Here is a 12,172-nt window from a genome sequence, read left to right as displayed (position 1 = left end):
CGGGGCCGGCGGCGCTACCGGGCCGTTTCCGTCCAGGTGACCGGCAGTGCGTGGACGCCGTAGATGTTCATGTCGGTCCTGAGCTTCACCTCGCGGGCGGGGATGGCGAGTTCGAGGGTCGGGAAGCGGCGCAGCAGCCCGGCGAAGCCGGCGCGCATCTCGACGCGGGCCAGTTGCTGGCCGAGACACTGGTGCACGCCGTGGCCGAAGGACAGGTGACCGCGGGCCTTGCGGTGGACGTCCAGGGTGTCGGGGTGGGCGAAGCGTCGGGGGTCGTGGTTGGCGGCCAGCAACGAGACGACGACGGTCGATCCCTTGCCGATGGTTTCACCGCCGAGTTCGATGTCCTCCGTGGCGTAGCGGTAGAAGACGTCGCCGACGGACAGGTAGCGCAGGAGTTCCTCGACGGCGTCGGGCAGCAGGTCCGGGTCGGCGCGCAGTGCGGCCAGCTGCTCGGGGTGCTCCAGGAGCGCGAAGGTGCCCAGTGCCAGCATGTTGGCGGTGGTCTCATGGCCCGCGAGCAGCAGCAGGAAGGCTATCCCGGTCAACTCCTCGATGGTGAGGTCGTCCTGGCGGGCCAGATCGGACAGGATGTCGTCGCCGGGTTCGGCGCGTTTGCGGGCGACCAGTTCGGCGAGGTACGTGGACAGCGCGCCGTACGCGGCCGTCTTCTCGTCGAGCGACTGGTCCTTGACCATCATCTGGGCGGAGTTGGCCTGGAAGGTGTCCCGGTCCTCGTAGGGGACGCCGAGCAGTTCGCAGATCACCAGCGAGGGCACCGGCAGCGCGAACTCCCTGACCAGGTCGACCGGCGGGGCAAGGCGCGCCAGTTCGTCCAGTTGCCGCTCGGTGATCTCGACGATGCGCTCTTCGAGCCGCTTCATGCGCTTGACGGTGAACGCGCCGGTGAGCCTGCGCCGCAGCCGGGTGTGGTCCGGCGGGTCCATGGCGACGAACAGGCCCGGCACCTGCGGGGACGGTTCGGTCATGACGGGCATGCCGGGCGTCTCGTACGGCAGGTGGATGACGCCGAGGTCCTGGCGGGAGCTGAACCGGGTGTCGGCCAGGAGCCGGCGGACCGCGTCGTACCCGGTGACGAGCCAGCCCTCGTGCCCGTCGGGAAAGATCAGGGGACTGACCGGGCGGGCCTCGCGCAGCCCGGTGATCTGCCGCGGCGGGTCGAAGGGGCCCGCATCGCGCTCCATGGGGAGGCCGTGCGGGACGGGAGCGTTCTGACTCATCGAACTTCCTTCCGTGGCGGTTGTCGCAGTGGGGTGGGGCGGTGCGTCAGGGGCGGCGGCGTGACCACCGCACGGCGGTCACGCTGCTGCCTGAAGTGGGCATGACAGATCACACAATCAACGGATGGAGCCATCCCGTTCGGGGGCTGAAGTACCCCGGGAACTGGGCGATTTGGCGGATTCTGGCCTTACACCCGGGCGCGGCGCACGTCGATGTTGCCGTAGCGGGTTCGGGCGCGGACCTTGACGGTGTCCTCGGTCTCCCCCGGGGCCCCGGAGGTGGCGAGCGTGTTGCGCACCTGCCCGTTGTCGGAGCTGACGTCGAGCCAGGCGGCGACGCCCTCGCGGATGCCGACCTCGATGGCGCCGTAGGAGGTCTCCAACTGGACGGTGCCACAGGCGACTTCGGCGACCCGCAGGGTGCCGTGGGCGGTGGTGGCGGTGACCGAGCTCTCGGCGCGCGTGATGTCGATGTCGCCGTTGGCGCCGCTCACCCGCAGATCGCCGGTCACGGCGCCGACGGTCGTGGTGCCGTGCGAGTTCTTCAGGACGGCGGCACCGTCGACGGTGCCGACGCGCACACTGCCGGAGCTGGTGGTGATCTCGGCCGCGCCCTCGACGCGGTCCACGGAGATGGATCCGTGCGACGCGGTCAGGTACAGCGGCCCGGCGGTGTCGAAGCGCGCATCGCCCGCGGAGGTCTTGACCCGGACCTCGCCGAGCCGGCCCTCGCCGAGCACCTGGGCCCAGGCGCCGGTCATGTCGATGTGCGAGCCCGTGGGCAGGTCGACCGTCACGTCGACGCAGCCGGTGCGCCCGACGCGATAGCGCGGTTTGGGCGTCCTGATGGTCAGCGTGCCGTTCGCGTAGGTGACCTCGGTCTGCTCGGCCGCCCGCACGTCCAGGTCCTTCTTCGGGTCGCGGGGCTGTACGTCGACGAGGGTGTCAGGGCGGTCGCCCGCGATGAACTGGATGGAACCGGCTTCCACGTGTGCGGTGGTCGTGATCGGCCCGGGAGTGTCGAAAGAAGGCATGGCTGTACCGTCCTCATGGGTCTGGTGGGCGTCCCCGCTGGTGGGACGTGGTGTGGGTGAAGTGGTGCGGGCGGGGGCGCGACTAGCGCACCCAGCCCGTGAAGTTCTGTCCGATGGTGCGGGCCCGCTCCGCCGTACGCGGCTGCGTGCCGCCGTCGACCGCGGCCGACACGGCCCGCCCCAGCCACGCGTTGACCGACAGGCCCTCGCGGCTCGCGGCCTCCTCGGCGCGCGCCTTGAGGTGGGCCGGCAGACGCAGATTGACGCGGGCGGTGCCGCCCTCGTCGCCGTCGGCGGGCGGCTGCGCCCTGAGTGGTTCGACGGGCGCGACGGCCGACTCCGCGGGGCCGCCGGCGGGCGGCGGCGTCACCACGAAGTCGGGGTCCAGCCCGCGCAGCCGTACGTCGACCGAGCCGGGCGCGAGCTCACGGGTGATCTCGTCCATCGCGGCGGAGAGCACATTGAGCATGGTCAGACGGGTCGCCGACTCCAGCGGAGCGGTGAGCCGGTCGGCCAGCTCGCGGGCGTCTTCGCCGCCGGCCTCGGCGGCCACCGCGAGTTCGCGACGCAGCGTGTCGACATACGGAGTGAGGTCCATGACGTCATGATGGCACCACCATGGCGCCACAGGCAAGCCCAAACCGCGCCTTGCGTGGCGCGAGATGCAGGATGACCGCTCTGACCTGTGGAAAGCCGGAGATGAGCGACCTGAGCCAGCATGGCACCACACGCGCTCATCGACTTCCAGGGGTGCGGAATGGCGCCCGGTGACACCGGCCGGCACCGGGTGGCGCCAAACCGCGCCACCCGGCATCACGCGACGCCACGCGATGCCACAAGAGGGCGCCTCCGGGGGTATGTCCCAAGAGGGCCGCCTCCGGGGCTACCGCCTCACCCCTTCACCATCCGCACCGGCAACCCCCGCAGCGCACCCCGCAACGCCTCCGCGAACTCCTCGAATTCACGCTGGCGGGCCGAGCCGCTGCGCATCGCCAGAGCGATCCGGCGGGCCGGGGCCGGGTCCGCGAAGTAGCCGGTGGTCAGCTGGTCGTTGCGGGCCGTCTCGACCCGGAGCGCGGTGCGCGGCAGCAGTGTCACGCCCAGCCCGCCGGCCACCAGCTGGACGAGGGTGGACAGGCCCGCCGCGCTGGTCGTCACGGGGGTGTTCTCGTCCCGGCCCGCCTCGCGGCAGATGTCCAGCGCCTGGTCGCGCAGACAGTGACCCTCGTCCAGCAGCAGCAGATCGAGTTCCTTCAGCGCCTCGCGGGGGATGTCGCCGCGCCCGCCGAGCCAGTGCTCCTTGGGCGCGACCAGCACGAAGTCCTCGTCGAAGAGCGGGAGTTCGGTGACCTGGGGAACACCCAGCGGGACCGCGAGCAGCAGCAGGTCGAGCCGCCCGTGCGCCAGGCCGTCGAGGAGCGAGGCGGTCTGCTCCTCGTGGACCTGGAGGTCCAGGTCGGGGTAGGTGTCGTGGACGAGGCGGAGCACGGTCGGCAGCAGATACGGCGCGACCGTCGGGATGACGCCGAGGCGGAGGACGCCGGTGAAGGGCGCGCGGGCCGCCTCCGCCTCCTCCATCAGGGCGCCGACCGCGTCCAGGACCGTACGGGCGCGGGCCGCCACCCGCTCACCCGCCGGCGAGAGCAGCACCTTGCGCGTCGTACGCTCCAGGAGCTGCACCCCGAGCGTCTCCTCCAGCGCGGAGACGGCACCGGACAGCGCGGGCTGGCTCATGCCGATCTCGGCCGCCGCCTCCCGGAAGTGCAGATACTCGGCGACCGCGGCGAAGGCCCGCAGCTGGGCGAGGCTGGGCTGGCGGGGCCGTCCGCCGGGGCTCGTGGGGGAAGCCACTGATAACCACCTCCGATCAACATCAACCAGTCTAGCTATTTCCCTGATCAATGCCTGCTGTGGCACTGTGTAACCCGTCCAAGCCTCAAGGAAAGACCCGAAAGACCCCAAAAGGGACTTTCTTGCAACAAGGAGAGCGCGTGCTCACTGTCGGTGACAAGTTCCCCGAGTTCGACCTGACTGCCTGTGTCTCGCTGGAGAAGGGCAAGGAATTCGAGCAGATCAACCACAAGACCTACGAGGGCAAGTGGAAGATCGTCTTCGCGTGGCCCAAGGACTTCACCTTCGTGTGCCCGACCGAGATCGCCGCGTTCGGCAAGCTGAACGACGAGTTCGCCGACCGTGACGCGCAGATCCTCGGCTTCTCCGGCGACTCCGAGTTCGTGCACCACGCCTGGCGCAAGGACCACCCGGACCTGACCGACCTGCCCTTCCCGATGCTCGCCGACTCCAAGCACGAGCTGATGCGCGACCTGGGCATCGAGGGCGAGGACGGCTTCGCGCAGCGCGCCGTCTTCATCGTCGACCAGAACAACGAGATCCAGTTCACCATGGTGACCGCCGGCTCCGTCGGCCGTAACCCCAAGGAGGTCCTCCGGGTCCTCGACGCGCTCCAGACCGACGAGCTGTGCCCCTGCAACTGGAGCAAGGGCGAGGACACCCTGGACCCGGTCGCGCTGCTGGCTGGTGAGTGACACCCATGGCTCTCGATGACCTCAAGTCCGCCGTTCCGGACTACGCCAAGGACCTGAAGCTGAACCTCGGTTCGGTGATCGGCAACTCCGAACTGCCGCAGCAGCAGCTGTGGGGCACGGTGCTGGCCTGTGCCATCGCCTCGCGCTCCCCCAAGGTGCTGCGTGAGCTGGAGCCCGAGGCGAAGGCGAACCTCTCCGCCGAGGCGTACACGGCCGCCAAGTCGGCCGCCGCCATCATGGCGATGAACAACGTCTTCTACCGGACGCGCCACCTGCTCTCCGACCCGGAGTACGGCACCCTGCGCGCCGGTCTGCGGATGAACGTCATCGGCAACCCGGGCGTGGACAAGGTCGACTTCGAGCTGTGGTCGCTGGCCGTCTCGGCCATCAACGGCTGCGGGATGTGCCTCGACTCGCACGAGCAGGTGCTCCGCAAGGCCGGTGTCGACCGCGAGACGATCCAGGAGGCCGTCAAGATCGCGGCCGTCCTCCAGGCCGTCGGCGCCACCCTCGACGCCGAGGCCGCGCTCGCCGAGTAATCGGCAACCCCTCGCAACGCGCGGAACCCCGCGGACATCGCGTCCGCGGGGTTCCGCGCGTTGTGGCAGCCGTGGACGAGGGCCGGTCCGCCCCCGGCCCTCGGACCGGCCCTACTCCTCCCCGCGCCGTTCGGTACGCACCGGAGACGGCGTCGGCGCCACCGCGATCGCCGTCGCACCGCGCGGCGGCACCGTCATCCGCAGCGCCTGCTCCCTGGAGTACGCGCGCAGATAGCCGACCACGGTGTTGGTGACGGCCACCAGCGGCACCGCCACGACCGCACCGCCGACACCGGCGATCAGGCTGCCCGCGGCGACGGACAGGATCACCGCCAGCGGATGGACCCGCACCGCCCGGCCGAGGATGAACGGCTGGAGGACATGGCTCTCGATCTGGTTCACGGCCAGCACCACCGCCAGCACCAGCAGCGCGACGCCGGTGCCCTGGGTGACCAGCGCGACCACGCACGCCAGCGCGCCCGAGACCACCGCGCCGATCAGCGGGATGAAGGCGAAGAGGAAGATGAAGACGGCGAGCGGCACGGCCAGCGGCACGTTGAGGAAGTAGAGGCCGACGCCGATGAAGAACGCGTCGATCAGCGCCACCAGGACCGTGCCGCGGACGTAGGCGGTGAGCGTCCGCCAGGCCCGCGGGCCGGCGCCCGCCACGCCCTCGCGGGCCGCGCCCGGGACCAGCTTGAGCAGCCAGTTCCAGATGCGCTTGCCGTCGTAGAGCAGGAAGAGCGTGGTGAACATCGCCAGCAGGATGCCGGTGAGCACTTCGATGACGACGGTGACGCCCTCCAGTCCGGCGGACGTTATGGCCTCGGTGTTGGCACCGACCGCGTCCTGGAGGTTCTTGGCGATGTGGTTGATCTGACTCGTGGTCACATGGAACGGGCTGTTCAGCAGCCAGCCCTTGAGCTCGGTGATGCCCTCCTGGATCCGGCTGGAGACCGAGTCGATGTTGTCCTGGACCTGCCAGACCACGAACCAGCCGACCAGTCCCATGACGACGAAGCCGCCGATGAAGGTCAGCGCGGTCGCCAGCCCGCGCGGCACGTTGCGCCGGCGCAGCCAGGCGACGGTCGGCTGGAGCAGCGCGGTGATCAGCAGCGCGGCGACGAACGCGAGCACCACCAGCTGGATGGTGGTGATCACCTTCGCCAGCACCCACAGCGTCCCGGCCAGCACCAGCAGCCGCCAGCCGGCCTCGGCGGCGACCCGGACCCCCCACGGCACCGCCGCCACCGGGTCCGGGGGCGCCGCCACGGCCGGGGCGTACGAGGGCGGCGCGGGGACCGACTCCGGCGCCCGGGCGGCGGCCGGCGCGGCGCTCTCCGCCGGCTCGGCGGGTGCAGCCGGCTCTGCCGCCTCCGCCGTCCCGGGCCGCGGTACGCCGTCGGTCGCGTCCGGCAGCCGCGTCCGGGTCGCGGTGAGCATGTCGGCCCGCCGGCCGCCCGCCGGTTCGCCGTCCACCGCCGCGCGGACGCGGTACCCGCCCAGGCCGCCCGCCGGCCCGGTGGGCGACAGCTCACCCGGGTCGTCCACCTCCCCCGAGGAGTCGGACAAGCTCCCTCCAGGGGGGACCCCCATGGCCTCCGCACGGCGGCGCTGCTCCTCCAGCCGCTGCGAGAGCCGCGTCAGACCGGCACCTAGCCCGCCGACCCACTGAGGCAATCTGGACATGTCGCTTCCTCTTCCCCGCCCTCGCGGCACAACTGACGTAACGACGTTACCTGTGCCGGATGCGCGAAACCCCCGACGCGTCGCGTTCGGGGGTTTCGGAGCGCTGTGAAGCTGCCACGCGGGCCAGTACCAGCTGCCGGGCGGCCTAGTACCAGCTGTTCGCCTGCCAGAACGACCAGGCACCGCAGGGGCTGCCGTAGCGGTCGTTCATGTAGTTGAGGCCCCACTTGATCTGGGTGGCCGGGTTGGTCTGCCAGTCGGAGCCCGCGGAGGACATCTTCGAGCCGGGCAGCGCCTGCACGAGGCCGTAGGCACCCGAGGAGGAGTTGGTGGCGCGGTAGTTCCAGCCGGACTCGTTGCTCACGATGTGGCTGAAGCACTGGAACTGGTCGGAGGCCATCATCTGGCGGGCCATCGCCTGCGTCTCGGCGATGCTGTACGACGCCTTGACCAGGAAGTCGCTGGCGTCGCGCACCGCGGAGCGGGACGCGGCCTGCTCCTTCGCGCGCTGCTCGGCGTCCTTCTTGGCCTTCGCCTGGTCCGCGGCGTCCTTCTTGCTCTGCGCGGTTTCCGCGGCTGCCTTACGGGCCGACTCCTGCGCGGACTTCAGCGCTGCCGCGTCCGCCTGGGTGGACGCGGTGTCCGCCTGCTGCGTCAGCGAAGCCGTCTGCACCTGGGCCTGCTGGCCCGCGGGGATGTCGGCGATCGTCGCGTCGGCGGCGGTGGCCTCGGTGTTGCCGACCGATGCCTGGCTGCCCGATGCGACGCCGACCACGGCGCCGACGGTGGTGACCGCGGTGGCGGACGCCACGGCGAATCCCCGGACCGAGATCCGGCTCACACGTTTTCCTTCCAGCATCGCCCGCTTAGGTGACCTCGCGGACGCAATCGTGCCCCTGGCGCTGACCTCCCCTTGTTCCGGCCCCCGTTGAGCGGGGGGGAGCCGGCTGGCCACGGGAGGCACTGGCCCGGTACGTCCCCCTCGGGGGTCCGCGTGGTGCTCGGGCGGCATACGGCAACTCGCTATGAAGTTCGGGTCGTCCACTACACCCCGGAGGGTGCTGTTGGGCCGTATGCGGGGCCTGACAGGACCCAGACTCTGCCCGAACGGGCTACCGGGAATCAATTCTCCGCCGGGTGTGAAAGCTCACACCTCGTTTACCGCCGGGGATTTCCGGATATCCGAGCGCAGACGAACGCCGCCCGGCTAAGCTCCTACGCTTTGCCGGGCGGCGCCGCCATCACAACAGGTCAGATCCTGCCGTCCTCCAGCATTTCGGTCACCAGCGCCGCGATCGGCGAACGCTCGGAGCGGTTGAGCGTGACATGGGCGAACAGCGGATGGCCCTTCAACTTCTCGACGACGGCGACCACCCCGTCGTACCGCCCGACCCGGAGGTTGTCTCGCTGGGCGACGTCATGGGTCAGTACGACCCGGGAGTTGGCGCCGATACGGGACAGAACCGTCAAAAGGACGTTCCGTTCCAGCGACTGGGCCTCGTCCACGATGACGAACGCGTCGTGCAGCGACCGCCCGCGGATATGGGTCAGCGGCAGCACCTCCAACATGCCGCGCCCGACCACCTCTTCGATGACGTCCTTGGTGGTCACCGCGGACAGCGTGTCGAAGACGGCCTGGGCCCAGGGGCTCATCTTCTCCGCCTCGCTGCCCGGCAGGTAACCCAGCTCCTGCCCGCCGACCGCGTACAGCGGGCGGAACACCATCACCTTGCTGTGCTGCCGGCGCTCCAGCACCGCCTCCAGCCCGGCGCACAGCGCCAGCGCGGACTTGCCGGTGCCGGCCCGCCCGCCCATCGACACGATGCCGACCTCCGGGTCCAGCAGCAGATCCAGCGCGATCCGCTGCTCGGCGCTGCGGCCGTGGATCCCGAACGCCTCCCGGTCGCCGCGCACCAGCCGGACCGCGCCCTCCGCCGTGACCCGGCCGAGCGCCTTGCCGCGCTCGGACTGGAGCACCAGTCCCGTATGCACCGGAAGTTCGGATGCGCCCGGTACGTCTGCGGTCTCGGCGGCGAAGAGGTCGTCGACCTGGTCGGCGGCGATGGCCAGTTCCGCCATGCCCGTCCAGCCGGAGTCGGTGATCGCCAACTCCGCCCGGTACTCCTCGGCCAGCAGCCCCACCGAGGACGCCTTGATGCGCATCGGCAGGTCCTTGGAGACGACCGTGACGTCGAACCCCTCGGCCTGGAGGTTGCGGGCGACCGCGAGGATCCGCGAGTCGTTGTCGCCCAGCCGGCTGTGGCCGTTCAGGAAGGCCGCGGGCAGCAGTCCCGGGTCGGAGTGGTTCAGTTCGACCCGGAGCGTCCCGCCGAGCTCCCCGATGGGGATGGGGGCGTCCAGCCGCCCGTACTGCACCCGGTACTCGTCCAGCCGGCGCAGCGCCTGCCGCGCGAAGTACCCGAGCTCGGGGTGGTGCCGTTTGGCCTCCAGCTCGGTGACCACGACGACCGGCAGCACCACCTCGTGCTCGTCGAAGCGGGACATGGCGGCCGGATCGGCCAACAGGACGCTGGTGTCGAGGACATAGGTGCGCCGGTCGTTCTCACGGCGCTTCTTGCTGTTCACCACGGGTGGACGAACCCCCTCGGATGAGGTTGGGGTGCGACGGCGTCGCCGGGGACGGGACCGGGTTCTGGCCGCGCTGCGCGGGCCGAACGCCGGCCCCTCGCGTCGTCCGTGCGGTACGCACGATCCTCCGTGATGCGCAAAGGGCCTCCCGGGCGGACGGCCCCATGCCGTCCGCTGAGATCCGGCGCCCGATGGCTTGTTTCCGGACGCCGACCTGGAAGGGATATTCCCTCGAACCCCCGCACCCATGCCACGGCATATGACGCACGCTCGATGAACCTTTGGTTACAGGTGACGGCTGACCGGCGGGAACGCGGGCGAAGCCACCGGAAGCGACCCGGCCGCGGGCCAGGAGCACCCGCGGGGAGCAGCCGTCCGAGGGAGCGTCAGGGGGCGTCCGGAAGTCCTCCCCCTGGGGCCGGTCCGGTGTCCTGTCCCATGGCCCGTTTGTCCTGTCCCATGGCCCGTTCCATGGCCCGTCCCAGGGGGTCGGACGGGCCCGGGGTCTGTCCGGTGGGTCGGGGTCGGACGGCCCCGGACGTGTCTAGAAGCCGTAGCGCCGGTGCCGGGCGGCGTAGTCGCGCAGTGCGCGCAGGAAGTCGACCTTCCGGAACGCCGGCCAGAAGACCTCGCAGAAGTAGTACTCCGAGTGAGCGCTCTGCCAGAGCATGAAGCCGGACAGCCGCTGCTCGCCGCTGGTCCGGATCACCAGGTCCGGGTCCGGCTGGCCGCGGGTGTAGAGGTGCTCGGAGATCAGGTCGATGTCGACGATCTCGGCCAGCTCCTCGAAGGACGTGCCGCGCTCGGCGTGCTCCAGCAGCAGCGACCGCACCGCGTCCGCGATCTCCTGCCGGCCGCCGTAGCCGACCGCGACGTTCACCAGGATGCCCTTGTTGCCGAGCGTGGTCTGCTCGGCCTCCTTGAGCACCCGCTGGGTGGCGTCCGGCAGCAGATCGCGGTTGCCGACGTGGTGCACCCGCCAGCGGCCGTCGGCGGCCAGGTCGCGCACGGTGTTCTCGATGATCCCCAGCAGCGGGGTCAGCTCGTCCTCGGGCCGGTCGAGGTTGTCGGTGGACAGCAGCCAGAGCGTGACGACCTCGACGTCGGTCTCGGCGCACCAGCCGAGCAGCTCGTCGATCTTGGCCGCGCCGGCCTGGTGGCCCTGCTCGGTGGTCCGCCCGTCGGCGCGCGCCCAGCGCCGGTTGCCGTCCAGGATGACGCCGATGTGCTTCGGCACCTGGCTGTGGTCGAGGCGTCCCTCCACCCGGCGGGCGTACAGCCGGTAGACGAGATCGCGCAGTGCAGGCGGATACGGGATGCGCATCCCGGAAGATCGCAGCATGTGTGGTCCAGCCCCTCCGTGCCGATGGCCATCGCCCCGTCGCCTAAGGGGCCAACTTTACTTCTCGGCTGTCTCAACAGCCCAATCAGGTAGGTCACAAGTCCGTGATAGGGAGATGAGCATGACCACTGGCACTGACTACCGCGCCGCGGATTCACGCTATGCCTCCATGGAGTACCGGCGTACCGGCCGCAGCGGCCTCAAACTTCCCGCTATCTCCCTCGGACTCTGGCACAACTTCGGGGACGACCGCACCCTCGCCTCCCAGCGGGCCATCCTGCGCCGCGCCTTCGACCTGGGCGTCACCCACTTCGATCTGGCCAACAACTACGGGCCGCCGCCCGGGTCCGCCGAGCTGAACTTCGGAAAGATCTTCGCCCAGGACTTCCGCGGCCACCGCGACGAGATCGTTCTCTCGACAAAGGCCGGATATCTGATGCACCCCGGCCCATACGGCGAATGGGGCTCGCGGAAATATCTCCTCTCTTCGCTGGATGCCTCGCTGAAGCGGATGGGCGTCGATTACGTCGATATCTTCTACTCGCACCGCTTCGATCCGGACACCCCGCTGGAGGAGACGATGGGCGCACTGGCGTCCGCCGTCCAGCAGGGCAAGGCGCTCTACGTCGGCGTCTCCTCGTACCACGCCGAGCAGACCCGCGAGGCGGCCCGGCTGCTGCGCGGCATGGGGGTGCGCCCGCTGATCCACCAGCCCTCGTACTCGATGATCAACCGCTGGATCGAGGACGACGGCCTGCTGGACACGCTGGCCGACGAGGGCATGGGCTGCATCTCCTTCGCCCCGCTGTCGCAGGGGATGCTCACCGACAAGTACCTGAACGGTATCCCCGAGGGCTCGCGCGCCTCCCAGGGCAAGTCCCTGGACCCGAACCTGCTCTCCGAAGAGGTGGTACGCCGGCTGCGCGGCCTCAACGAGATCGCCGAGCGCCGCGGCCAGTCCCTGGCCCAGCTCGCGCTGAACTGGGTGCTGCGCGACGAGCGGATGACCTCGGCGCTGATCGGCGCCAGCAGCGTCGCCCAGCTGGAGGCCAATGTGGCGGCCCTCGACGCGCCCAAGATCACGGATGCCGAGCTCGCCGAGATCGACGCGTTCGCGCGCACCACCGAGGGCATCAACATCTGGGCCCGCCGGAGCTGAGCGGACCCGGGCGGGGCCGGTGGGCGCCGGTTT

11 protein-coding genes are annotated in these 12,172 nt (G+C 70.3%); 3 read left to right on the top strand and 8 right to left on the bottom strand.

The window, feature by feature from the left end; genetic code table 11:
- Positions 1–14: 14 nt before the first annotated feature.
- From RZ84_RS22930 to RZ84_RS22915, 4 genes are all read right to left on the bottom strand, one after another.
- Positions 15–1,241, bottom strand: coding sequence for a cytochrome P450 (locus RZ84_RS22930; protein WP_043265869.1), 1,227 nt, complete (start codon positions 1,239–1,241; stop codon positions 15–17).
- Between the two features lie 188 nt (positions 1,242–1,429).
- Complete coding sequence (locus RZ84_RS22925; protein ID WP_043265868.1) at positions 1,430–2,275, bottom strand: DUF4097 family beta strand repeat-containing protein; 846 nt, start codon at positions 2,273–2,275, stop codon at positions 1,430–1,432.
- 82 nt (positions 2,276–2,357) lie between these two features.
- Complete coding sequence (locus RZ84_RS22920; RefSeq protein WP_043265867.1) at positions 2,358–2,873, bottom strand: hypothetical protein; 516 nt, start codon at positions 2,871–2,873, stop codon at positions 2,358–2,360.
- A 293-nt stretch (positions 2,874–3,166) separates the two neighbouring features.
- Positions 3,167–4,126, bottom strand: a complete 960-nt coding sequence (locus RZ84_RS22915) for a hydrogen peroxide-inducible genes activator (protein WP_052230108.1) — start codon at positions 4,124–4,126, stop codon at positions 3,167–3,169.
- Positions 4,127–4,266: 140 nt separating this feature from the next.
- On the opposite strand from RZ84_RS22915, the gene RZ84_RS22910 reads away from it, so the two are divergent.
- Positions 4,267–4,821 carry a peroxiredoxin gene (locus tag RZ84_RS22910; protein WP_043265866.1) on the top strand — a complete coding sequence of 185 codons (555 nt, stop codon included), beginning with the start codon at positions 4,267–4,269 and terminating at the stop codon, positions 4,819–4,821.
- A 5-nt stretch (positions 4,822–4,826) separates the two neighbouring features.
- The gene (locus RZ84_RS22905; protein ID WP_043265865.1) at positions 4,827–5,360 is read left to right on the top strand and encodes an alkyl hydroperoxide reductase; all 534 of its coding nucleotides are present in this window, start codon (positions 4,827–4,829) and stop codon (positions 5,358–5,360) included.
- 111 nt (positions 5,361–5,471) lie between these two features.
- Here the strand turns inward: RZ84_RS22905 and RZ84_RS22900 are convergent, their stop codons facing one another.
- The 4 genes from RZ84_RS22900 to RZ84_RS22885 all read right to left on the bottom strand — a co-directional run bounded on the left by RZ84_RS22900 (position 5,472) and on the right by RZ84_RS22885 (position 10,962).
- Positions 5,472–7,049, bottom strand: coding sequence for an AI-2E family transporter (locus tag RZ84_RS22900; RefSeq protein ID WP_043265864.1), 1,578 nt, complete (start codon positions 7,047–7,049; stop codon positions 5,472–5,474).
- A gap of 145 nt (positions 7,050–7,194) precedes the next feature.
- A complete protein-coding gene (locus RZ84_RS22895) occupies positions 7,195–7,890 on the bottom strand; it encodes an aggregation-promoting factor C-terminal-like domain-containing protein (protein WP_043265863.1) in 696 nt (231 codons plus the stop codon).
- Between the two features lie 410 nt (positions 7,891–8,300).
- On the bottom strand, positions 8,301–9,638 hold the full coding sequence (locus RZ84_RS22890; protein ID WP_043265862.1) for a PhoH family protein: 1,338 nt from the start codon (positions 9,636–9,638) through the stop codon (positions 8,301–8,303).
- Positions 9,639–10,182: 544 nt separating this feature from the next.
- Positions 10,183–10,962, bottom strand: coding sequence for an isoprenyl transferase (locus tag RZ84_RS22885; protein WP_043265861.1), 780 nt, complete (start codon positions 10,960–10,962; stop codon positions 10,183–10,185).
- Between the two features lie 139 nt (positions 10,963–11,101).
- On the opposite strand from RZ84_RS22885, the gene mgrA reads away from it, so the two are divergent.
- The gene (gene mgrA, locus RZ84_RS22880; RefSeq protein ID WP_043265860.1) at positions 11,102–12,139 is read left to right on the top strand and encodes an L-glyceraldehyde 3-phosphate reductase; all 1,038 of its coding nucleotides are present in this window, start codon (positions 11,102–11,104) and stop codon (positions 12,137–12,139) included.
- The last annotated feature ends 33 nt before the right edge of the window (positions 12,140–12,172 follow it).

Origin of the sequence: Streptomyces sp. CT34, from assembly GCF_000805335.1 — a bacterium.
In the GTDB taxonomy this organism is placed as follows: domain Bacteria; phylum Actinomycetota; class Actinomycetes; order Streptomycetales; family Streptomycetaceae; genus Streptomyces.
This window is presented reverse-complemented; position numbering and strand designations above follow the sequence as displayed.